Annotated in this window: 29 protein-coding genes and 1 pseudogene; 13 read left to right on the forward strand and 17 right to left on the reverse strand. The window is 66.1% G+C overall.

Annotation, left to right across the window (positions count from 1 at the left end; translation table 11 throughout):
- Positions 1-841: 841 nt before the first annotated feature.
- Positions 842-1,333 (reverse strand): alpha/beta fold hydrolase, encoded by a 492-nt coding sequence (locus Psi02_RS35640; RefSeq protein WP_203980278.1) that lies wholly within the window; start codon positions 1,331-1,333, stop codon positions 842-844.
- Positions 1,300-1,599 (reverse strand): glycoside hydrolase family 35 protein, encoded by a 300-nt coding sequence (locus Psi02_RS41240; protein ID WP_373317741.1) that lies wholly within the window; start codon positions 1,597-1,599, stop codon positions 1,300-1,302. The genes Psi02_RS35640 and Psi02_RS41240 overlap by 34 nt, the downstream gene beginning before the upstream one ends.
- A 134-nt stretch (positions 1,600-1,733) precedes the next feature.
- Here Psi02_RS41240 and Psi02_RS40925 point away from each other — a divergent pair, with 134 nt between their 5' ends.
- The 4 genes and pseudogenes from Psi02_RS40925 to Psi02_RS41245 form a co-directional block, all read left to right on the forward strand.
- Complete coding sequence (locus Psi02_RS40925) at positions 1,734-2,135, forward strand: WD40 repeat domain-containing protein (RefSeq protein WP_373317742.1); 402 nt, start codon at positions 1,734-1,736, stop codon at positions 2,133-2,135.
- A gap of 65 nt (positions 2,136-2,200) precedes the next feature.
- Positions 2,201-3,310 (forward strand): Hsp70 family protein, encoded by a 1,110-nt coding sequence (locus Psi02_RS35655; protein ID WP_203980281.1) that lies wholly within the window; start codon positions 2,201-2,203, stop codon positions 3,308-3,310.
- A gap of 202 nt (positions 3,311-3,512) precedes the next feature.
- The gene (locus tag Psi02_RS35660; protein ID WP_203980282.1) at positions 3,513-3,674 is read left to right on the forward strand and encodes a hypothetical protein; all 162 of its coding nucleotides are present in this window, start codon (positions 3,513-3,515) and stop codon (positions 3,672-3,674) included.
- A 35-nt stretch (positions 3,675-3,709) separates the two neighbouring features.
- Positions 3,710-3,883 (forward strand): annotated as a pseudogene (locus tag Psi02_RS41245) (hypothetical protein); the annotation flags it as partial.
- Here Psi02_RS41245 and Psi02_RS35665 read toward each other — a convergent pair.
- On the reverse strand, positions 3,836-4,054 hold the full coding sequence (locus Psi02_RS35665) for a hypothetical protein (protein WP_203980318.1): 219 nt from the start codon (positions 4,052-4,054) through the stop codon (positions 3,836-3,838). The pseudogene Psi02_RS41245 and the gene Psi02_RS35665 overlap by 48 nt on opposite strands.
- On the opposite strand from Psi02_RS35665, the gene Psi02_RS35670 reads away from it, so the two are divergent.
- Both Psi02_RS35670 and Psi02_RS35675 read left to right on the forward strand, forming a co-directional pair.
- A complete protein-coding gene (locus tag Psi02_RS35670; protein WP_203980283.1) occupies positions 4,053-4,769 on the forward strand; it encodes a dynamin family protein in 717 nt (238 codons plus the stop codon). The genes Psi02_RS35665 and Psi02_RS35670 overlap by 2 nt on opposite strands.
- Positions 4,770-5,089: 320 nt before the next feature.
- A complete protein-coding gene (locus Psi02_RS35675; RefSeq protein WP_203980284.1) occupies positions 5,090-5,398 on the forward strand; it encodes a hypothetical protein in 309 nt (102 codons plus the stop codon).
- Positions 5,399-5,468: 70 nt separating this feature from the next.
- Here Psi02_RS35675 and Psi02_RS35680 read toward each other — a convergent pair whose 3' ends face one another.
- From Psi02_RS35680 to Psi02_RS40480, 4 genes are all read right to left on the reverse strand, one after another.
- A complete protein-coding gene (locus Psi02_RS35680; protein ID WP_203980285.1) occupies positions 5,469-5,999 on the reverse strand; it encodes a hypothetical protein in 531 nt (176 codons plus the stop codon).
- 244 nt (positions 6,000-6,243) lie between these two features.
- Positions 6,244-8,040: a dynamin family protein gene (locus Psi02_RS35685; protein ID WP_203980286.1), complete on the reverse strand. Its 1,797-nt coding sequence runs from the start codon at positions 8,038-8,040 to the stop codon at positions 6,244-6,246.
- 186 nt (positions 8,041-8,226) lie between these two features.
- The gene (locus Psi02_RS35690) at positions 8,227-9,696 is read right to left on the reverse strand and encodes a dynamin family protein (protein WP_203980287.1); all 1,470 of its coding nucleotides are present in this window, start codon (positions 9,694-9,696) and stop codon (positions 8,227-8,229) included.
- Between the two features lie 153 nt (positions 9,697-9,849).
- Positions 9,850-10,068, reverse strand: coding sequence for a hypothetical protein (locus Psi02_RS40480; RefSeq protein WP_239095439.1), 219 nt, complete (start codon positions 10,066-10,068; stop codon positions 9,850-9,852).
- A 153-nt stretch (positions 10,069-10,221) separates the two neighbouring features.
- Between Psi02_RS40480 and Psi02_RS35700 the strand changes: the two genes are divergently transcribed.
- Entirely contained in the window at positions 10,222-10,755 is a 534-nt protein-coding gene (locus tag Psi02_RS35700) for a tyrosine-type recombinase/integrase (RefSeq protein ID WP_275415332.1), read from the forward strand.
- Between the two features lie 85 nt (positions 10,756-10,840).
- Here the strand turns inward: Psi02_RS35700 and Psi02_RS35705 are convergent, their stop codons facing one another.
- Positions 10,841-12,250 carry a P-loop NTPase family protein gene (locus tag Psi02_RS35705; RefSeq protein WP_203980288.1) on the reverse strand — a complete coding sequence of 470 codons (1,410 nt, stop codon included), beginning with the start codon at positions 12,248-12,250 and terminating at the stop codon, positions 10,841-10,843.
- Positions 12,247-13,086, reverse strand: a complete 840-nt coding sequence (locus Psi02_RS35710) for a CBS domain-containing protein (protein WP_203980289.1) — start codon at positions 13,084-13,086, stop codon at positions 12,247-12,249. The genes Psi02_RS35705 and Psi02_RS35710 overlap by 4 nt, the downstream gene beginning before the upstream one ends.
- Before the next feature lie 114 nt (positions 13,087-13,200).
- On the opposite strand from Psi02_RS35710, the gene Psi02_RS41250 reads away from it, so the two are divergent.
- Together Psi02_RS41250 and Psi02_RS35720 are read left to right on the forward strand one after the other, a co-directional pair.
- Positions 13,201-13,590: a helix-turn-helix domain-containing protein gene (locus Psi02_RS41250; protein ID WP_373317743.1), complete on the forward strand. Its 390-nt coding sequence runs from the start codon at positions 13,201-13,203 to the stop codon at positions 13,588-13,590.
- Between the two features lie 207 nt (positions 13,591-13,797).
- Positions 13,798-14,055 (forward strand): transposase, encoded by a 258-nt coding sequence (locus Psi02_RS35720; protein ID WP_275415333.1) that lies wholly within the window; start codon positions 13,798-13,800, stop codon positions 14,053-14,055.
- 1,076 nt (positions 14,056-15,131) lie between these two features.
- Here Psi02_RS35720 and Psi02_RS35725 read toward each other — a convergent pair.
- The 4 genes from Psi02_RS35725 to Psi02_RS35740 form a co-directional block, all read right to left on the reverse strand.
- Positions 15,132-15,668, reverse strand: a complete 537-nt coding sequence (locus Psi02_RS35725; RefSeq protein ID WP_203980291.1) for a hypothetical protein — start codon at positions 15,666-15,668, stop codon at positions 15,132-15,134.
- 80 nt (positions 15,669-15,748) lie between these two features.
- The gene (locus Psi02_RS35730) at positions 15,749-16,039 is read right to left on the reverse strand and encodes a hypothetical protein (protein ID WP_203980292.1); all 291 of its coding nucleotides are present in this window, start codon (positions 16,037-16,039) and stop codon (positions 15,749-15,751) included.
- Positions 16,036-16,293, reverse strand: a complete 258-nt coding sequence (locus tag Psi02_RS35735) for a hypothetical protein (protein WP_203980293.1) — start codon at positions 16,291-16,293, stop codon at positions 16,036-16,038. Before Psi02_RS35735 ends, Psi02_RS35730 begins: the two co-directional genes overlap by 4 nt.
- Before the next feature lie 22 nt (positions 16,294-16,315).
- Positions 16,316-16,531 carry a hypothetical protein gene (locus Psi02_RS35740; protein ID WP_203980294.1) on the reverse strand — a complete coding sequence of 72 codons (216 nt, stop codon included), beginning with the start codon at positions 16,529-16,531 and terminating at the stop codon, positions 16,316-16,318.
- A gap of 223 nt (positions 16,532-16,754) precedes the next feature.
- Here Psi02_RS35740 and Psi02_RS35745 point away from each other — a divergent pair, with 223 nt between their 5' ends.
- Positions 16,755-17,726 (forward strand): PIN domain-containing protein, encoded by a 972-nt coding sequence (locus tag Psi02_RS35745; RefSeq protein WP_203980295.1) that lies wholly within the window; start codon positions 16,755-16,757, stop codon positions 17,724-17,726.
- A 15-nt stretch (positions 17,727-17,741) separates the two neighbouring features.
- On the opposite strand, the gene Psi02_RS35750 is transcribed toward Psi02_RS35745, so the two are convergent.
- Positions 17,742-17,933, reverse strand: coding sequence for a hypothetical protein (locus tag Psi02_RS35750; protein WP_203980296.1), 192 nt, complete (start codon positions 17,931-17,933; stop codon positions 17,742-17,744).
- Positions 17,934-18,203: 270 nt separating this feature from the next.
- Between Psi02_RS35750 and Psi02_RS35755 the strand changes: the two genes are divergently transcribed.
- The gene (locus tag Psi02_RS35755) at positions 18,204-18,593 is read left to right on the forward strand and encodes an ATP-binding protein (protein ID WP_203980297.1); all 390 of its coding nucleotides are present in this window, start codon (positions 18,204-18,206) and stop codon (positions 18,591-18,593) included.
- A 95-nt stretch (positions 18,594-18,688) separates the two neighbouring features.
- On the opposite strand, the gene Psi02_RS35760 is transcribed toward Psi02_RS35755, so the two are convergent.
- Genes Psi02_RS35760 through Psi02_RS35770 form a run of 3 tightly spaced genes read right to left on the reverse strand, consistent with a single transcriptional unit; the run spans position 18,689 to position 20,115 of the window.
- The gene (locus tag Psi02_RS35760; protein ID WP_203958395.1) at positions 18,689-18,910 is read right to left on the reverse strand and encodes a helix-turn-helix domain-containing protein; all 222 of its coding nucleotides are present in this window, start codon (positions 18,908-18,910) and stop codon (positions 18,689-18,691) included.
- Positions 18,907-19,824, reverse strand: a complete 918-nt coding sequence (locus tag Psi02_RS35765) for a C40 family peptidase (protein WP_203980298.1) — start codon at positions 19,822-19,824, stop codon at positions 18,907-18,909. The genes Psi02_RS35760 and Psi02_RS35765 overlap by 4 nt, the downstream gene beginning before the upstream one ends.
- 15 nt (positions 19,825-19,839) lie before the next feature.
- Positions 19,840-20,115 (reverse strand): helix-turn-helix domain-containing protein, encoded by a 276-nt coding sequence (locus Psi02_RS35770; protein ID WP_203958397.1) that lies wholly within the window; start codon positions 20,113-20,115, stop codon positions 19,840-19,842.
- A gap of 193 nt (positions 20,116-20,308) precedes the next feature.
- On the opposite strand from Psi02_RS35770, the gene Psi02_RS35775 reads away from it, so the two are divergent.
- Positions 20,309-20,599, forward strand: a complete 291-nt coding sequence (locus Psi02_RS35775) for a hypothetical protein (RefSeq protein ID WP_203958398.1) — start codon at positions 20,309-20,311, stop codon at positions 20,597-20,599.
- Complete coding sequence (locus tag Psi02_RS35780) at positions 20,596-21,201, forward strand: DUF8175 domain-containg protein (RefSeq protein ID WP_203980299.1); 606 nt, start codon at positions 20,596-20,598, stop codon at positions 21,199-21,201. The genes Psi02_RS35775 and Psi02_RS35780 overlap by 4 nt, the downstream gene beginning before the upstream one ends.
- Positions 21,202-21,241: the final 40 nt, after the last annotated feature.

Raw genomic sequence — 21,241 nt, forward strand, 5'->3', positions numbered from 1 at the left:
CCGTCTTATAGACCCCCTCGGATTTCTTAGTTTAGGGAAGCGTTGGGGAACCCAGCACCTGGGTACCGAGGCCATGCCTGCTTTCCGCAGTGCGGGCAGTAGTACGGAGACACGCCCTCGAACATGAACATGTCCGGCAGGTAAGTGCCGAACCAGTTCCACAGTTGTCCGATGAGGTAGGACGCCAGGCGCAGCGTGTGCATGAACACCCCGTAGTCCTCGCGCGAAAGCGAGGCACTGAGGAGAACCTTGTGCATGCTCGGTGAGCCGACTAGTCGGACGAGATAGAGTGCCAGCTCCTGGAGGTCCTCACGGGCCTCTTCAGACACATGGTTAGGTCTCGGTTCGTCCATCATTGACCCCCTCCTGGCGTGACATTGGCGGGATGACCACGACTTCGCGGTGCTTGTATACGGTATACGTTGAAACTTGAACGACTCAAGTAAACCGGCTGCCAACCTGTCGGAGTTACTTACTTCTTTACGGTTGCATGAGGTGCTGTCAGCCCGCCCACGGCGGGCAAATTGCAAGGTCAATGTGGTTTCACGTACACTTAAGGTAGATCAACGGCAAAATTGGTAGCTGCGCGCTGCGAGAGATCTGACTTCCCGGCGGGTCCCATTAAAAACGGCCGACGAGGATGGCCGGTTCTGAACCGGTCGATCGCCCCGCGGTACTACCCGGTGCCCACCGACGGCCCCTCCGGAGAGATCTTCCGCGCCGCCGGCACCGTGCACGCCGGACAACACCGTGAGCCGCGGCCCGTCGTCGCGCCCCTGGATGTCGAAGTGCGGAATGTCGAGCTCGTCGAGTCCTGGGACGCTCAGAAGCCGGCGAGTGATCATCGCTTCACCTCGAGATCTGGCAAAGCCTCGGCGAGGAAGTCGCGCATCGTCTGCTGGAACAGCTCCGCCTCCTCGAACTGCGGCGAGCGCCGCACAAGCTTGGACTTCGGGATGAGTGAGGCGATTGTCTCCGACGACGACACCTGCGTCACCCAGTCGTGGCGGCCCACGGTGACGAGAGTGGGGCAGGTGACGGACGGAAGCTGCGGCTTGACGTCATATATCGGCGCGTTCTGCTGGAAGCACCAGTTGTGCGCCTCGTGACGGTAGATGCCGGCCTCGACTCGAGCCGACGCCTTCACCGGGTCGTACTCGAAGTTGTACAACGGGATCAGCTCGGCCCTGCGGGCCTTGAGATCCTCGTCGTCGTGGATCCGGCCGGTCCAGTACTGCTCGTAGTTCTCCCAATTGAGCTCCACCCGGGTCTGCTTGCGCGCGTTCTCGTGGGCGAGCTTCAAGTTGTTCCAGTCCGGCGAGGTATCGCGCACCCGGTCCGCCGGTCGACGAGGACGGGACCGAGTAGGCCCTTGTGCCGGCCGATGCCCGGCCCGTAGTTCACCCGGCCAAGATTCTCGACCAGGACCTCCAGGCGTACGACATCGCCAGTTCCGCGTACTGGGAGTTCCGGGTCACCGGAGTCGGCGACGCCGAGGACGGTGCCGTCGCTGAAGACCAGGGCTCGGTCGCGTACGTCGGTAAGGACGAGCCGGTGCTCGCCCGCCGGGATGCGCGGGCGCGCGGTGTGCAGGACCATACCCGCGTCTAGCCCGAGCTGCTCGAACGAGGCCGGGCGCGGGCCGGTCGAGGTGGGCGCCGGTCTCCGTGCGCCCTGTTGATGTCGCACATCTCGGTGTCCGCACGAGTCACATCGATTACGAGAACCGAGTTGTGGCCCGTGCGACCTTGACGGGCCATATCGACGGCGTCGCGGCTGTGGTGTTCAGACCCGATGGGACCGTCCTGGCCACTGTCTGCCGTGACAGGACCGCTCGTCTATGGGATGTCCGCAGCCCGTACACGCCTCGGCCGCTAGGCATCCTCGAAGGCCACACCGACTGGATTAGGGGCGTGGCATTCAGCCCTGATGGGATCGCCCTCGCCACTACCAGCGGCGACAAGGCGGTCCGGTTGTGGGACGTCCGCAGCCCCAACCGCCCCCAGCAACTCGCCGCGCTCAAGGGCCATAGCGCCTGGGTCTGGGGCGTGGCCTTCAGCCCTGACGGAACGACCCTCGCCACCGCCGGCGGCGATAACATCGTCCGGCTGTGGCGCGCCGCCGAAGGTGGATGACGGTGGTCGCGGATTGACGGTTCTGGTCATAGCGGCAATGCGGCTGAGTTGGGAGCTTGAGGTACATGAGTGACTGGTCATTGGCGATTGACTTCGGTACCTATTACACCTGCGCGACCATCATGGTGGATGACCGGGCCGAGGTTCTTGAGGTCGACGGCAGTCGATACCTGCCGTCCTTGGTGTACCGCGATGAGAACGGCGACCTGCTGACCGGGCGGCTTGCCACCAGCGCAGCAGCCGTCTCACCAGCGAACGTCGCCCGGACCCCCAAACGCGCCCTCGCCCAGGGTGCACCGCTGCTGCTCGGCGGTACGCCGGTGGAGGCCGAAGACTTGGTCGCCGCCGTCCTGTCCACGATGGCCGCCGAGGCATCCCGGAGGGCAGGTGACGCGCCGCCCGAACAGGTCGTACTCACCCACCCGGCCGCCTGGGACGACCAGCAAATCGCCACCCTCGGCGAAGCCGCCAAACGGGCGAAACTGGCTCCGGTGCGGTTCGTCCCCGAACCGGTCGCCGCCGCCGCCTTCTACACCCAGACTGAGGACATTCCAGCCGGGACCCACGTGGCCGTCTATGACCTCGGCGGCGGATCCTTCGACGTAGCCGTGCTCCGCCGTACGGCCACCGGCTTCGACGTCGTCGCCCAAGGCGGCGACGACCACATCGGCGGCGAGGACTTCGACGAGGCCCTCTACGAACTGATCGCCGACCACGCCATGACGCACGACCCCAGCACGTGGGAGGAGCTCGCCCTCGGCACCACCGAACGAGCCGCCCGCGACCGGGCGATCCTGCACCGGGACATCACCGAGGCCAAGGAACTGCTTTCCGAAACCACCACCCGCAAAGTCATCGCCGGAAACCTGCCGATCAGCGTCACACGCGCGGAGTTCGAAACCGCCATCAGCGACGACCTGCGCGCGACCATCACCACCTTCCAGGACGTGGTGACCAGTGCAGGCCTGGCCGTCGACGAACTCGCAGCGGTCTACCTCACCGGCGGCTCCAGCCGCATCCCCCTCGTCAGCGACCTGCTCAGCCAACTCCTCAACCGCACACCCGACCTGGCCGGCGATCCCAAAGCCGTCGTCGCCCGCGGCGCCCTTGCGCAACCGCGGATGGAATCCCTGGGAGGGCGTCTGGTCCAGGTTTTCACAAATCTGTTCGGGTAGACGGGAAAGATCTCTCGCCGAGGTCCCATGCACGGGTCGGCCTGGTAGGCATCGGCGGCATGCCCCCGTCGCCCGCTGGGCGCTGATCGAACCAATCATGACTGCCTAGCGGGCCGACCATGCCGACCTGGGCATCAGCAAGCCCGTCCATGGCCGGCAGCGCTTCGTCGTCATTGCCGACGGCCTTCGGGCGAGTGCGGCGGTGGCGGCGCTGGAGCGGATCGGCTGGGGCACCGTGTCGTCGGCTGAACGCACCGCCGTGGCGACGCTGCGGGATGGCCTGTTCGTCGGCTACTCCGACCGCGGCACCTGGGTGCGCCGCCCGGAGGTGATCGTGTACGTCATCGAGGACGAGGCGAAATGACCAACACGGGCGAAGTTCGCCGACTGCTGGGCGAGATGGCGAACGCCGCCGAGGAGTTCGGACGGGAAGAGGCCGCGCGGGCGGTGCGCGCGGAGCAGGCGCGGCTCGGCGCGGGCGCCGCGACAGTCGTCGTAGTGGGTGTGAAGCAGCGTGGCAAAAGCTCACTTATCAACGCGATCGTGGAGCGGCCCGGCCTGCTCCCGGTCGATGCGGACGTGGCGACCAACGTGCACCTGACGGTACGGCACGCCGACGAGCCGGTGGCCCACGTGTTCGAGGATGCCGACGAGGCGGGGCGCGTGATCCGGATCGACGAGATCGCCGAGTACGGCGCTCTCGATCCGGCAACCCAGGTCCCGCGTGACCCCGAAGTCAGGCATGTCGAGGTGGGCCTGCCGAGCCCGCTGCTGGCCGAGGCTGTGCCTGATCGACACGCCGGGCGTCGGCGGGCTCGTCGCGGGTCACACCGCCCTCACTTTGGCGGTCATCGAACGCGCGGACGCCCTACTGTTCGTCGTGAACGGATCGGGAGAGTTCACCGAGTCGGAGCTCCGGTTCCTCGCCCAGATCACAGACCGGACCTCGACGGTGGTCTTCGCACTGGCCCAGATCGACAAGTACGCCGAGTGGCAGAAGATCCTGGACCGAAACCGTGAGCTGCTTGCCCGGCATGCTCCGCGCTTCGCGAACGCCGCCTGGCATCCGGTCACCGCGCTGCGGTACGAGGAGTCCGTCGAAGCCGAAGCCGAAGCCGACGGGCGGCCGGACATCGCCGCTGACCGCAGGGCGAGCAGCGGCGGGTGGAGCCTCCTCGACGGGCTACGCGAACGGGTGATCGTCCGCGCGGAGGCCGTACGCAGCGGGAACGCGTCCAGGTGGCCACGACAACGGTCGAGGACATCCACGCGGCGCAGGTCGCACTGCTGGAATCGCTTCAGGGAGATCCCGAGCTGGCACGGGCGGTGGCGAAGCGGAGTGACCGGCTCAAGCGGGTGCAGAGCACCAACGCGTCGTGGCGGACGCGTCTGCAGACCGAAATGGGGGATCTGGAACGGGACCTCCTCCACCGCTTCGGGCAGCTGCGCAACGATCTGATCACGGAAGCTGGCAACAAAATCGCGGCCGGAACCCCGGAGGAGCTCCGCGGCTTCCCGCGGGAGCTCAATGCGTCGGTCGAGACCATGTGGCTGGACCTGGACGCCCGGCTTCGCAAGGGTGTGAGCGCCATCACCGTGTTCGTGCCGTACAGGAGGTCCTGTCCGAGTACGAGCGCATGGCCGCGGCCGCAGACGATGAGGTGGCGAAGAAGCGGGCGCTCATCAAGTGCGTGGACACGCTGGCCCGTCTGCGTGAACGGTGCGCCGCGCTGGCCGCCGGCCTGGCTTCGGTATGACCGAGTCCGACGACGACGGCTGGTGGCCGATGCCGCAGTTCCCGACACCGAACCCGATCAAGCGATCGGGCCGGACGACCTCGACGCCCTCCGGGCGGCGATCGGGTCCGCCCCGGTCGAGTCCATCCCCGAGGAGACCCGGCAAGGGATGATCCACGACAGCCGGCTCAGCGCCGGTGACCCCAACACACAGATGGGAGACAGCATGTCCGAGACCTGGGACGACGGCCACTACACGCCCGACGACGTGATCGAGGCGGCCGACCACACCGCATACCTGTCCATGGACGACTACATCCACGACAACAACGGCATGGAACCCGACGCCTGATCGCAGACACGACAACGGCCATCGGACCGGGACATGGGTTACGGACCGGCAATAGCCTTGTTGTCAGTTGTCACCAGGAGAAGTGGTCCCCCGCAACCACCCATGTAGTCGTCCGAGGCGGACCACACCTCCGCGAACTCTGACCAGGGGACGTGCTCGCCGGCGCCGTTCGGGCACCGGGATCGTTAAGGACCACCTCGGGGCCGTCCGGAGTCGAGTAGTCGATGCCGATCACCTCGACCGCATGGTCAGCGATGTTCTCCTGGCCCGCCGGGTCGTCTGTGTGCCAGATGTCGGACGAGTCGACCCCGGCGGTCATCGCATCGCCCCGGCACAGCGCGGCCTCCGGGTCTCCGAAGGTCGCCCCGTAAGTGCGGTCGACCGGCATGCCGTACGCCTGCAGAAGGTTGCCGACGTCGGTCATCGGCGTGCCGCCACCGGGCTGGTACCAGCCGTTCCGCATGGCGACCTCGGTCAGCTCCGCCTCGGTGTGGTCGACGCCGGTGAGCTCGTCCAGGACGAACTCCTGGGTGACGATCCCGCAGGTGTCGGGCCGCGCCTGCTGATGCCACCACCCCTCTGACCGCGCCGGGTCTCCCATGACCGCGCCGGCACGGCGACGGGTGGGTAACCGTACCCGGCATTCGGGCCGATCCCCGCCCCGCCGCTGTCGTAGTGATAGTCGTCCGACAAGGAGTCGACCGCGAGCCTCCTGACCGACGGCAGCCGATGAGTTCACATGTTGGACGGCCCCCGAGCCTGGAATGTTTCACCGTCCCCACCGACCGGGCCAACCAGTGAAGGAGGTGCCGAAGTCGATGGCGAGGGTCCAGGTGCTCATCGCGTCACACCCCGTCCGTGGTGAACCGGCGACGGAGGTCGCTGAGCTCGGCGCGACGACGGGCGAGGCGTTCCCGCTGTGCCGTGACCTCGGCACGCGGGGCCTCGCGTTCGATTTCAGCGATCTTGCGGTCGCGCTCGGATCTCGCCAGCGCTTCCTCCAGCTCGGCCTGCCGGACGGAGATCCGTTCCATGATGGCCGCCTCCACCTCCGCAACAACCTCTCGCAATGTCTCCTGGAGCGCGGGAGGCAGCGTCTCACGGACCTGGCGCAGCTTGTCGTCGGTCAGCCGGCGCAGTTCCTCCTTCGTCTTGGCGCCCCGGCCGAAGGCCCACGCCGCGGCCCCCGCGCCGACGGCGGCGACGACGACGACGCCCAGTCCGAGGCCGAGCTTGCCGTACTTGGACATCTTCAGAACCCCGTCGCCGGCGCGTTTGAGGAGGCCGCCGCCGACAGCACCGGCGGCGGAGCCGATTTTGATGAGCATCTCCTTGATCTGTTCCACCGACAGAGTCCCTCGGGCGGCTCCGTCGACCGGCCCGGGCCAGTCGACGGGCTCTCCGAGACCTGCCTCCTGGCGCACGGCCTTGTCCCACTGGTCAAGCAGGATCCCCACCCGCGGGACGTGGACACCGTGGACGCCAAAGCCGTCGCCGAGCTCTCCGACGAGCTTCTCGGTGCCCGAGTGGACGGTGTTCTGCAAGTCGAGGACGAGGCCGCGGATCCCGTCGGCCAGGCTGCGCGGCACCTCTTTGAGTGCTTCCCGGCCACCTGAGTCGATCGCCTGCCGGGCCTGGTCGCCGAGCCGCCGAAGCCCCTCGTCCAGTTCGCGCCGGAGCGTAGACTCCAGCCGGCGGAAACCCGCGCTCAGTTCTGTTCGCCACTTGGCGCCTTTGCCCCGCAGCTCGGCCAGCTCGGCCTGGCGTGCACGCACCGAGGCGGCCAGCCCGGGGTCGAGCTCCAGCGAGCGCAGGCGCAGCTCCAGTTGCTGGTCGAGCGTGGTGATGACGGTGTCGGCGGTGCCGAGCACCGCCTTCAGCCGATCCGACGTGATGCGGAGCACCACGTTGTCACGCAGCTCGGCCAGCAGCGGCGCGAACCCGCTGCGCTCCATCAGGTCTGCCGCGCGTGCCTCCCGGCCCTGCTCTGCGGCTCGGTCGGCTTCCTGCTTGTAGCGGCTGCTCACCGCGTACCACGGCGCCGTCGCGAACCGCGACCCGCGCACGCGCAGCAGGCGGTGGTTCTCCTCGAGCGCGGCTCGCCACCCGTCGTGAGCTTTGTCGATCCCGGTCAGAACGAACAGGACCGTCTGAATGCGCTCGGTCGCGCGGTCCAGGAACGCGAGTTCCGATGCGTGCAGCTCGCCGGCGCCGTTCACCACGAAGAGCAGCGCGTCGGCACGGTTGAGTGTGGCGAGCGTGATGTCGCTGTGCCCGGCGATGAGCCCGCCCACGCCGGGCGTGTCCATCAGCACCAGCCCTTCGGACAGCAGAGGCGACGCCACGCCCAGCTCGACCCGCTCCACGCCCGGATGCCGGTCCTCCCCCGTCTTCGGGTCGACCGCGGCGGTCTCGTCGACGTACTCCGGTAGCTCGGCCGGCTTGATCTCTTTCTTGCCGTCCTCAAAGGCGCTGCCGTACACGACGGCCTGGTCCTCGTCGGCGTAGGACACCGCGACGTGTACCCGGGTGGAGATGTCCGTATCGATGGGCAGGAGCTGTCGGCGCCCCACCAGGGCGTTGATCAGCGAACTCTTCCCTCGGTTCTTCTCGCCGACCACGACGACCGTTGAACCTGGCATCAGCGCCAGGGTGCATTCCTGAGCGAGAATCGTCGCGCTGTCGGTGTCTCCCACTTCCCGGGCCGTGTCGGCGACAGCCGCCACTGCCAAGATGACCTCGTCTGCGAGTGGATGCCGGGACATCTGAACCATTTCTCCTTCTGCCGATGATCACCCCTTAGACGACGCGCCGGGGAGGAACGTTCCTTACAAGAGGGAGAAGTAAAGCGCCTCGAACATCTCGCGTACCACCGTGGTGTGCAGCCTGGCCCTTCGCGGAAGCGAAGCCTCCAGCATCTTCCATTCGCCGACGAGTTCGCCGATCCGCCTCCGCAGTTCCTCCGGCGAAGCGTCCTCAGGCAGCCCGACGCGCTGGGCGTCCGTCACACCCGCCATCAGCATGTGCAGCTGACCGGAGTTCTGGTCGGGCACCGGCAACACTCCGTCCGCCTGCGCCTGGGCGGCCTCCGCCAGCTCCACCCAGCGCATGGCGGGGTGCCGCGCGAGCTCCCGCAACAGGCCGCGCAGGCGACCCGCGACCTCTTGCTCGGCCGGACCGGCGAGCTCAACCGCCCTCCAGAGCGGGGCCATGGCGGCGTCGACGCGCAGCGGGTCGGCGCGCGTGACGAGCCGTTGCTGAACACGCTCCAGCAGCCGGTTGATGCCCGATCTCTCACACAGCGCGTCGCGGAGCGCCGACAGGTCCCGGGCGCCGCAGTCGATCGCGTCGACCGCCTGCCGGATCCCATAGATGGCGAGCAGATCGAGCAGCTCCTGACGCATCCCGGTGTCGACCGGGACGGTGTCCGGGGCCACCGACAGGAAATCCTCGTGATCGAAGAGCATTTCCTCGAGCGTGTCGCGGTCCGCGGCAGCGAGGACGCCCAGCGCGTGCCGGTGCTGCTCGGTCAGCCGCTCGGAGCGGGAGGTCTCCGCCAGCTTCGTGGCAACCGGGATCACCTCGGCCACCAAACCGGTCATCCGGCCGGCGGAACGGCCCGCGACCTTGTCCGCCTCTCGCCGCACCTCCTCCAGGTCGGTGCCCTCGGAAATCTGGTCGATCCTGGTGAGCACGCCCAGCACGTTCGCCGCCGACAAGCGCGACCCGCGCATCGTCTCCTGGAACTCCCTGAGCGCAGCCGCATCGCCCTCGCCCGGCTGGGGCATGGCGAGGATGAGCGCGTCGGCCTTGCGGATCGATGCCATCGAGTAGTCGTCAAGAGCGCTCACGGCGTCCCTGCCCGGCGTATCCATCAGGGTGAAGGCTCGGTCGATCGATTTGTTGGCCGCCTCGACGACGAGGTGGCTGACCTCGGAGTGGTCGTACGGCAGCGACTGCGGAACGCCGCCACCCACGCGAGACGGGATCGATGCGGGAGGGCGGCCATCCTTGAAATGCACCCATACGCGGTTCATGTGGTAGCTCCTGAACCACGCGGAGACCAAGGTCGTCTCGGTTCCGCCGGTGGGCGCGAGGCGCTGACCGAGCAGGGCGTTGACCAGTGTCGACTTTCCGGCGTTCAGCCGTCCCCCGACGGCGACCACGAGGGTGTCGTCGGCGAGCCGTTCTGCCACAGAACCGACCGCGTCCGCGAAGGGGCCGGGCCGCAGTGCCGTCAACGCCTCCGCGCACATGCTGCGGACACGATGGCACAAGCCATATGTCGCTTCCTCCACACCAGCCTCCTCGCGGGCCGCTCGTCTCAGGGGGACGGCTCGCCCGGCACGGATTGTTCCTTCCATCGCCCAGGTCTTCAAGGTCGTCTCGAGGGTCGTCACGCACCGACCGCGGGGGAACATCCGCCCCGCGACGCTCGTCCAACGTGTAGGTCAACCACTGTCGCGGCCGATCAGACCATTTGCCGCCGTCACTGCCTTGGCAGCGGAGTACGAGCCGGTGCCCGGGCCGGCGAACCACGACAGCGCCGACAGGACATTCACGATTGCACCTCCGCCGTTGGCCCCGAGGACGGGGCTGAACTCGCGGATCACGTCGAGCGTGCCCCACCGCCGCCTGACTACTACGCCCGGCACGACCCTGCTGCACATCAACACATGAAGTTCGCTGCCGCGTGCCCGGCAAATGTCTGATTTTCGGATTAGCACCAGCGTTAGCAAGATCGGCGATCGGCCAGAGTCAGCCGATGGCAAGCCGACCCGGAGCGCAGGGCCGCCAGGCCCGAGCACAGGAAGCTGCTCAACCTGCGGTGGTCCGTGGTCGACCTCGACGCCCCGGAGATCCGGATCACGGGCACCACCGCGGTGATCGAGGGTCAGCGGATCGAGGGAACGACCAAAAGCGGCAAATCCCGTGTGGTCAGCCTCGACAAGGACACGGCCGACGCCCTCCGGGAGCACCGGAAACACCAGCAGGAACAGCGCCTCTGCCTCGGCCCAACGTGGAAAGGGACCGATGACTACGTGTTCACCACCGGCTGGGGTGAGCCGATCTATCCCACAACGGTCACATCCCTGGTGCCCAACCTGATCGCGGCCCTCAACAATCCGAAGAACGGCCCCAAGCCAAAGAAGCCACTCCCCCACGCCCGACTACACGATCTGCGGCACCTACACGCGACCACGCTCCTCCTGGCCGGCGTTCCCGTCCACGTCGTCGCGGCCCGACTCGGTCACGCAGACCCAGCGATCACACTCCGCGTGTACGCCCATGTGATCAATGAGCAGATGGCCAGCGCCGCTGACATCTTCGCCAACGCCGTCAAGAATTCCGCCTGAGAGTCCTCCCCCTACCAGAGCGCTCTCCTGCATCGGAGCGCCCTCTGGCCTTCGGTGACCAGGGGGTGGAATGGGCCATACATAATCAGCCTAATGCACCATCATCGGTTTCCCCGGTTGTCGCGGCATCCACGAAGCCGAAAGGAGCAAAATCTTGCGCCTCGTTCAAAAATGGCGGGCGGGCCATAAGCGCATACACCACTCCTCCGCCGACCCCGACAAACTCCAACCGTCTTTGCCCATGCAAATTTGAAGAAGGTGGATCGAACCACAGGTGGACATAGCCAGTTGGCGCCTCGGCCAAATAAGCCAGATCGCTATCTGTGATGACGATAACTTCCGACTGACTGGATGCGAGATATGTATCTGTAGCTGAGTCGCCATTTCGACGAGGAGTGTCGATGTCGACGTCGGGCAGATTTGTGTCTAGATATTCTCGAACGTAATCGGCTGTAGCTGAATCCTGAGTCGAGATTACAATTCGACGTCCATCTCTTATTTCTCGCCCTACGAAGGTCAGCGTCACCGCGAGCTTATTGTCATCTTCGAGATCATCAAATCGATCCAGCAGCACATCAACTTGATCTTCTGGTGCAGGCGGAGAAATTCCCCATGCGGGGACCAGAGACTCCTCCTCCGCCCCCCTCTGCTCGAGAGCCTCAAATGCAACGCTACCTGCCGGCTCATCGATAGTCATAGGTCGCGGACGGTCGAGAATGCGGTGCGCTCCTGGCGCCACACGTCGATACTGTGAGGCCAATAGCGCAGCGCTGAAAGCGGCCCGACTAGACTCTGCTGCACGACGCACCGTAGGCATTGGTTCCCCGCGCAGCCTGCTGAAGTACTGGAAGCCTTCTGTAATAAGTTTCCGCTCCGGCTCTGAAATTTGATAAAGAAGGAGCGTGCGCTGGATAAGCGTGCCACCCTCTTCATCTGCCACACTGGGGATGTTCAACAAATGGCGCACATTGAAGTATTCGGGCAGCACTTTCGCGGGGTCGGACTGGTGTATCTGAGTTACTAGAACGAGACGCGGCGCTCTCGTTAGAAGAACAAACTCTCTCTTATCGCGATACGGCAAGAAACTGTCTATGATCGCGAGGTCGAACTCTCGTCCTTGAAGAGCCCCCAGGAGTGACGTCCGAAGTAGGTTATTGGCAATGATTAGGACGCCACCCTTATCGAAGGAGGAATGGTACATCCAGTTCCGCAACTCACGCCGATCTCGCAACATTGTTGCTGCGACCTTATATTCGCCGAGCAAGCGCGCCTGCTGAGTGACAAAGGGTGTGTCCGTTACGAACAGGATGGTGGCTCGGGGATTTTCCTCCAGAAAGGCAATGATTGAGCTAGCAAGTGTCCGACTCTTCCCGCTGCCGACTGGGGCATACAGGATCGCGCATTCCCCTAGGCCAAGGCCCGCGATGGCGTTAATGACTGGCCGATATAGCTTCGCGTGGGAGCTTTGGATATTGTCCAGGTCGTCGGAGCTCATCGCCGTTGACCCGCCTTTCTGCGAAGCTTACGTAGTACCCATGACCGGGCAGTTGCTAACTTGCGGAGATCTTCTTCGTCGAGCTCGCGCCTGAAGTGGAACGCATCATTCCTGAGGGATCCGACAGGTCTGATTTCGTAATTGAACATCTCGCGATTCGTGCCCATCAGCCCCGAGAACAGCGGCCAATTCTTGCTATTGGCCACGATCGTCACCTGCTCATCGAACGTCATCTGGTCCAGGCTAATCGGGAGGTGATCTTCGCGGCCCTTGTAGATGCCACCGAGACTGTTACGAGCGCACTCTGCAAGTTGCTCCGGAGTGACTGCTGCTCCAATCAGCGATCGAAGCCCAGTCTCTGTCTCCTTGAGCAGCATATATGGACTGGCTGCACGGTACAGGTAAGAGATAACGTCACTGCTCGTCACGATCCCTTGCAGGCGGTCAGGCTCGCCGACCAGGACGACGTCAGCGTCTTCCAGGGGTGCGAACAGCGTGTCGATAGGGTCCCCGGCTCTCACGAAGATCGCTGGCTCTATAAAATCATCGACCACCAGTGTTTCAGCGGTCCTCGTCTTCTCAAGCACCCAGCGGCTACCAAGGAGACGATCAGTGAAGGATCGGTACGAGAAGAGCCCTAGCACTTCGTTGCCCGCCACGACTGGCAACTGGTTGTAACCGCGCTCTCGCATGATCTTGAGCGCGTCAGGAATCGCGCATTCTGGCGGCACTATGACTGGTTGATCCTCGGAGAGGAGGGATGACACCCGATAGAACATATGTAGTTCGTCAATGGGTGCCTGGGCGGGAGGCGAGCCATCCTCGGTTTGGCTCACACGACCCTCCTGCGACTCGCGACTGTTGGAGGAAGTTTAGTGGAGATGTGGGGGTATTTGCCTGGGATCTGTAGCTCTCAACCACCGCCTGGATAAGCGGTCGTCTCCTGGCTCATCGCCGAATGCCTCCGCCTCGCGCTCGACAAGCTGGCCGATCTGCGGCTGACTCAGTGTGCGCACATGCTCGGATTCCGCGGCCACTTCTCCACGCGGAGCCGCCGCTACTCCACAACCCTCGGCGATATCCGGGCCGAACGCCAGGAACACGCTCGTCACGACAAAATCACCACTGGGCGCAGCTATCCGGCACTGGAGGTTCTCATGACCTCTGAGCTGCTCACCGTCCCTGAAGGTATGGCCGCGCTCAAGGTCAGCCGTTGGACCGTCTACTGCCTGATCCGCTCGGGCGAACTCCCCTCGGTAGTCGTGAACGTCCGCTGTCGACGCATCCCGGCCCTCGCCCTGGACGCCTACGTGACCCAGCTCTGTGAGGGGGCTGCCTAATGGGCAAGCGCGCCAACGGAGAGGGCTCTGTCTTCCCGTACAAGGACATGAAAGCGCGGGCGACTCCTGCCCAGCCCCACGGGCCTGCACAGAATCAAGAAGGAACCGACCGTCCGCTTTTCAGGCGGACCAATCACCCTGCTCAGATAGCGACAACCGTGGTCAGAGGAGTGTGGGCGATAGCCGTTCCCTCGCAAGGTCCTGGACCTGCTCAAGGGTGGCCTGACCGTTCAGCAGGTGGCCGCGGACCTGCAGATCAGCGACCAGACGATCTACAACTGGCACAAGCAGGACCGCATCGACGCAGGGCTCGAGCCCGGCATTACGTCTTCAGTTCAGGTCGAACTGGTCGCCGCCCGGCGACGGATTTCGGAGCTTGAAGCCGAACTGGCGGTGGCCCGGCGGGCCAGTGAGCTGTTGCGAGAGGTGGTATCCCCCAAAGGCGGTTCGAGGCCATCGCGGTGATGGCCGGCGAAGGGTTCCCGGTTCAGGTCTGCTGCCGGGTGATGGGGGTCTCGGAGTCGGGCTTCTACGCCTGGCGGACTCGTCCGCTCTCAGCCAGGGCGCTACGGCATGCCTGGCTCACCGACATGATCCGCGAGGTCCACACGGCCTCTCGATGCGTCTACGGCGCCGCCGGGTCCACGCCGAACTCACCCTCGGCCGCGGAATCGCGGTCGGATACGGCGCGGTCGCCATGCTGATGCATCGTGCCGGCATCAAGGGCCTGCCCGGCAACCACCGCCGGCGCCCGATTCCGCAGGTGCCGACCGCGACCGACATGGTCGATCGGCTGTTCGCCAGGGGTGGGCCGAACCAGTTGTGGGTCACCGATTTCTGGACGCATTGGCCGGTCAAGTCGACTCCGCGCGCTGCGTCGGGCACATCTCCCGCCTCGTGGACAGCCTCAAACCCTACGGCTCACCTGAGGTCCTGGGTGGGGCCGGCCTGGTCGACGAGGCCGGCCGGCGCGCCGGCGAACCGCTATGCGCCCGCACAGTCGATCACATAAGTCGGTTGGTTCCTAATGCCCTTACCCCTCACGCCATACCTGCGGTGTCCGGCATACCGTTATAGCCAGATCTCTCCGGACTTTCGGCCGCACCTAGGTCCGCCGAAGGACCGGAAGGGAGGTTAGGCATATGCACGGTAGGCGCCAAGTGGGCGACAAGCGGGCAGACGCCGACGAGCCGCTGTGGCTGCTCGTCGCAGCTCGGTTCGCGGCTGAGCTGGCGAGAGTGTTGCTGGAGTGGCTCACAAAAGGGTCATGACGGCCCTGGCGGGCTCACGATGAGGTGAGTCCCGCAGGACCGCCGACACAGGGTCCTCGTGTCTTGTGCCTGCCGGGCAGACACGGGGGCCCGCCTTTCTCACACAGCTAATGTACCTCTTCGCTGGCGTCACCTACGAGATCGACCTGTCTAGCGCGAACGGCCCGGATCCTCGCGAAAGGATCCGGGCCGGGATCCGCCGCTACCTGACGGCGGGGGCACAGCGCAGGGGCGGGGCCGGCGGCGTCGCAGACGAATGCCGCCGGCCGGTCAGCTCGCCGGCGGCGAGACGTACGCGTCGACAATGACGCATTTGATCTTGTTGCCGGGGAAATCCTTCGGGTCCTCGATCTGGCCCCAATCTTTCAGCTTGGCCGTCTGCCCGGGGGCGATGTGGTCGGCACTCGCGTCGCCGCCCATGATCGCGTCACCTGCGGTGTTCTGGTACTGCAGGGCGACGAACATCGACCCGTTGATCTGCGTCGCGTTCTTGACCCGCATCACGACGTCGAACTGCGTGTCGGGGTCGGCGATGTCGCCGTACGTCTCCCTGTACATGCGGCACGTGGTGATCTCCACCGACGCGGGGTCGATCTTGGCGAGCACGGCGCCGACGAGGTCGGTGTACGTCACGCCGTAGGGGGCCGAGGCCTGCGGCGTGGCCGTCTGCTCGGCCGGCGGTGTCGGTTCGGCCTGCGCTGCGAGTGCGTCCGGTGGCTGCACTGGCGGCGTGCCCTCGCCTGCGGCCGAACTGCAGGCGGTGAGGACGGATGCCGCCGCGGTGACGGCGAGCAGGGTGCGCTGCATAGGGGGTGCTCCTTTTGTTGTGGAACGTTACAGAGGGACAGTGCGTGAGGGTTCCCGCACCGTACGACGCCAGCGGCGGCTCAGGTGGCGATTCGGTGCACGCCGTGACTCGACCAGTCGGCGCGGCGTAGGCGGGCGCCGGCCCCGCGGGGGCGACCCTTGCCGCGCTCGAACACGGGCAGGCCTCCCCCGACGTTCAGGTCGACGACGTGGTCGGTCTTGCGGGTGACGACGCCGGGCCGCCTCCGGGGCGTGCCGGTGCCGCCGTACCCGTTGTCGGCGGTGAGGAACGTGAGGGTGTCGCCGACCTCGACCTGATCGAACGTCACGGCCTCGGCCGCGGCCTCGCCGGCGACCTGGTAGCCGCTCACGCGCCGACCTCGAGCTCGAGCAGGGCCGCGGCGCGGACGTAGGCGCCGAACGCCGACGGGGGCTCGGTCGCCATGGTGGCGAGCACGTGCGCGGTCGCCGCGGTGATGGCGCGGTCGCGGTCGGCGCCGGCGGCCTCGAGGGTCTCGGCGATCGCCGTGATCCGGCGTGTGATCGTCTCGACGGTGCGGCGGGCGAGGTCGAGGTAGGCCGCGGCCGGCCTGGTCGACGGGCCGGCGGTCGCGGTGGCGTTCATGGGGCGGGCCTTTCGGTGCCGGTCAGGAGGCGGCGCGGCCGGCGTAGGGCTCGACGAACAGGTCGGGGCGGTCGGGGAACACGTCGGCGAGGGTGGCGTCGGCCGGTGCGCTGTAGCGGGTACGCTCGCGCAGTTCGATGCCGTCGAACACGGCGACGTGGTACGTGATGCGGCCGGGCGTGTGGTTGGGCAGCGGGCGCAGGATTTCCCAGGCCTCTTGTGCGAGCTCGTCGCGCACGCCGTTGAGCACCAGGACGTCGCCGGCGACGAGGTCGCCCCACGTCCGCCCGCGCCCTGCTTGCTGCGATGTCGCCGGGCGCCGCCGCCAAGATGCAGCGCACGACGCTCACGGGAGAGAGGTCCCGATGGCTCCCCGCCGGGTAAGCCCGTCAGGCGCCCGTCTCCGTCAGACCGAAGGAAACCGGTGGTGACGGCGCCCTGAGCCGTGCACCCTGAATCCCATGCTGATCACTCTTGAACCAGGCGCGAACCGCAACAAGGTTGTCGAGACGCTGAACGAGGTAGCCGCGGAGGCCGGCGACCTCCTCAGCACGGACGGGGCAGGGCGGGAAATGCGCCTCGCCTACCTCAAATGGGTCAACAAGACCCGCGCCAAACTGCGCGGTCAGATCAGCAACGCCGACCTTGACCGACTGGTCACGACACCGCGGTACATAACCGTGCTGTCGATGCAGATCACCGAGGCACCGATCGCGGTGAGGAAGAACCCGAACCCGCGGACTGGCCCGGCCTGGCTGCCTGTGAGCGGCCCGGACACCCTTCCGATCCGCAACATGATCGAACTGGAGGTTGCCGAGCACATCCGCAGCCTGGAAGCGGCATCCGCAACGCTGAGGAAGTGGTCGGATCTGCTCGACTCGCTCGACCGGCCGGGCCATTTCGTCATCGCGGACTCCAGCGTCTACTGCCACCACCCGTCCCGCCTGAACGCGTGGGAGGTGAGCGCAGACATCAACGTCCTGCCGTCCCACGACGTCCACCTGATCCTCCCGCTCGCGGTGCTGGACGAACTGGACCGGCAGAAGGACCGCGGCCAGGGCGGTGCCAGCACCAACGCCCGCGAGACTATCAAGCAGTTGGACAGCCTTCTGCCCAACGGAGTCGTCCGCCGCCGCGGCACCGCCCCGGAAAACCCGGCCTTCCCGCGCGGCGCGATTACCATGGACCTGTGGCCCGACCCGGCCGGTCACATCCGGATGGTCCGCACCGACGACGAGATCATCGCGCGGGCGGTGGCGTTTCAGGCGCTCGCCGGACGCAGTGTGCACCTGCTGACCGGGGACATCGGCATGTGCACCCGGGCGCGGATGGCCGGCCTGGACTCAACGCGGCTGGACATGCCCAACGCGACCCACAAGCCTCCGAAGGCGCCGCGCGGCGACAAGCACCCGGCACTCACCGGCAGCAACTGACACCCAGGCCACCGGTCAACGTACCGTTGACCTCGCCAGCCCTACCGGATCCACCGGCGACAGATCGGCGCCCCACCGCTCGCCGTCTTGCCCGTCGGGTCGACTTGGTGGTCTTCCAGCGAAGTCCTCCAGCGGCCAGGTGCCCTTGCCGTACATGGCGATGGTGCGCCAGTAGCGCTGGAGCGTCTCGATACCCGGCGGTCGCAACAGGGCGAGCGTGCGCTTCGCCGTTCAGATGTCGGACACGCTGGAGGCTGCGACGGAGACGGATCCACTTTTTGGGGAGTCTGGAGCACCCGCCGATCCTGGTCTCCTATTGACCCCGTCGCCAGGAAAGTCCGCCCGAATCTCGGTGATCAGCTTCGTCGGCCTGTCCGGTGAGGGACCGGCCCGATTCGTCAGCCGGCTACAAGCCGCTCTCTTTCCTGGTTCAAGGCGCATCCCACCGGGGAGCGTCCCCTGGGCGGTCTGCTGATCATGGACGAGGCTCAGAACTTCGTGCCGTCCGGCGGGCCGAACCCGAGTACAGAGAGCACGGTCGAGCTCATCCGTCAGATACGCAAGTACGGACTCGGCATAGTCCTCGCCTCGCAGGCACCCAAGGGAATCAATCACCAAGCGGTGGGCAATACGGCGAACCAGTTCATCGGCAGGCTGACCGTAACCGTTCAGATCAACGCGGCTCAGACCATGGCACAGTCACGCAACGCATTCCTCGACAATCTCGGCGGTCTCCCGCTCGGCACCTTCTATGCCGCTGGCGAGGGAACCGCATTCAGCAAGATCCAGGTACCGATATGCCTCAGCCACCACGCCGGGCCTCTGCAGGAGGACGAGGTCGTCGCACGCGCCCGCCGCGGTGCCTGACCCGGCCACGTTCCACCATGGAGCCTCGGCGCGCGTCGTCGGCCCTCGCCCGGATACAAACCGGCGCACGGTCGCGGCAGCGGGCGCTTACCGCGCTACAACGAGGTCGACATCGGCAGGTCAATCCCGAGTAGCTTCAGCAACTCGGCCGTTGGGACCAAGTAGGCCACGCCCACACGGATGATGCGGCACGGGAAGTCGCCCTTCTTGGCCAGCTCATAAGCCTTCGTCCTGCCGATGCCAAGAGCTCGAGCGGCCGTAAGCAGGTCGATGGTGGCCGGTAGGTGCTGCAACTCCGCCAGCGTTAGGACCTTCATCTCTTCTCCAGGTAGCTAGCCGGCCGAGTGAACCCGACCACGTCAGAACGAGCGGAATAGGACGCATAACGGACCACGTCGCCGGTACGCGGCGCGTGAATCATCTGGCCGGGCTCGACCACCAGCCCGACGTGACCGGGCCCGCTGGAGTGGGGATGCATGAAGACCAGGTCGCCCGGCTGCTCCTGCCCGCGAGCGACCGCAGGTCCCTGACGCCACTGATCGGCGGCAACACGGGGAATCGCGATCCCCGCGGACTGAAACGCGCGCATCGTCAGACCTGAACAGTCGAAGGAGCCCGGTCCCTCAGCACCCCACTCGTACGGTTTCCCGAGCTGCATCCGCGCATACGCGATGACCCGTTCGCCAACAGCGCCGGATGCGACGGGCAACGAGCAGAACTCCTCCCCCAAGGGCTCGGAGGAGTATTCGCGGGCGAACCCGAGCACGCGGCGCACGTACCAGTCCGCATGGTTGTACCGCCAGATCGCGCGATACAGATCGGCTGGCGCACCGCTCGCCTTCAGGTATCGCGCCGCCGACGGGATCGCGTCAGCCGGGTCATAGACATCCACTCGATCGTCGCCATTGCCATCGACGCCATAGGACCGCCAGGTCGAGCCGAGGAACTGCATCGGCCCCATCGCACCTGCGGCGTTGGCACCGGCGCGGATTCCCGCTGCGACGCCGCGCCCGTGGTCGCTCTCGGCCTTTCCGACCCCTGCCAGCACCGCCCATGGGATGCCGTACGCATCCCCGGCCTGCCGATAGAGACGCAGGTAGTCAGGCGGGATGCCCTCCGGTCGGCCATGGCCGCAGCCCGACGAACCGCCCATTGCCGTGAACCCGAGGATCAGCCCGAGTGGCAATCCGATCGCCACGCAAACGGCTGCCACGATCAGCCGCGTGGTCACCGGGAACGGCCAGGCTCAGAGCTCCTGCGCCCGCTCCCGGGCGTGCTGGGTCGCAAGCCGTCCGGCACCCGGATTGGTCTGTTCATGTTCCGTGCCCCCCGCGATCGGATGGGGCTGTCGCAGCACGTCGAGCACCGCACTCCAGGAGTACCGGTAGTCCTTGCCGGTCCGCAGCGCCGGAATCTGACCGGCGTTCGCCATCCGCCGGACAGTCTGAGCAGACAGTCCTAGCTTGGAAGCGAGCTCCTTGGTGGTCAGCACGTCCGGGTCACGGCCGAGTGGCTCGGTCATCGGTCACTCCTTGTAGTCAGCGGTCCCCTGGATAAGTCTCCCCCACGCGACTGCGATAGCGCGCCTTGTGAATGCTTGAAGTTGGATGCAGCCGTTTGAGACTGCTTGCGCTCTGGAACGTACCCACGTAGCGTGACGATCACGCTACGTAATGCAATTGTCCGAGACGGGACGACAGCGGGGAGCGCACCTAATGCTGATCAGCGCAGTTCTCGACATGGCCCAAGCGGTTCCGGTCCCGAATCCCCGACCGCTCGCACCGCCAGGGCTCGACAAGCCGATCAATACGATCCTCGCCTGGGCCAAGTGGGGAGTGATCGTCGCCGGTGTCGCCGGCCTGTTCATCTGCGGCGCACAGATGGCCATCGGCCGGAAGAACCGCTCCTCATTCGCGGCCGATGGAGCGTCCGGCATCCCGTGGGTGCTCGGCGGGCTCAGCCTGGCCGCGACAGCGTCCGGCATCGTCGGAATGTTCCTGCGATGAGGGCCGCCCTTCTCGCGCTCGCCCTGGTAGCCGGATGCGCAACCCAGACATCACCACCAGCACCGCAGCCGCGGCTGACGTGGCAGGACTTCCACGGCATACGGCTACCGCTGTCGAACACCGATGGCCCGCGGACACTCGACAACGACCGAGCCGAAGGCTTCGCCCGCACACAACAGGGTGCTCTCCTCGCCGCGCTGCACATCGCCGTTCGGGCAAGCTCACACTGGGGCCCAGCGGTGTTCGAGCCGACCATCACCGAGCAGGTGACCGGCCCCGACGCCGACCAGCTTCTCGAAAAATCGCGCACCCAATACGAAGAGAGCAGGCAGGAGGCCGGACTTCCTCCAGGCAGCCCGCTCGGCAAAGCTTTCGTGGACGAGGAGGCCTACCGCTGGCAGACCTACACCCCTGATGCGGCCACCGTGGACATCGTCAGCGCCGGGCCCGACCCGCGAGGAACCACTGTCCGTGCCACGACTCGAGTGCAAGTCGTCTGGCAGAACGGCGACTGGCGCGTGGTGGCGCCGCTCGGTGGTGACTGGGGCAACGCGGCCACCGAGCTCAAGTCTCTCGACGGCTACACCCGCTTCGAAGGGTGATCCCCATGTCATGCGACAGCCTGATCTCTCCCACCTGCTC

It is taken from the genome of Planotetraspora silvatica (assembly GCF_016863315.1).
GTDB lineage: Bacteria > Actinomycetota > Actinomycetes > Streptosporangiales > Streptosporangiaceae > Planotetraspora > Planotetraspora silvatica.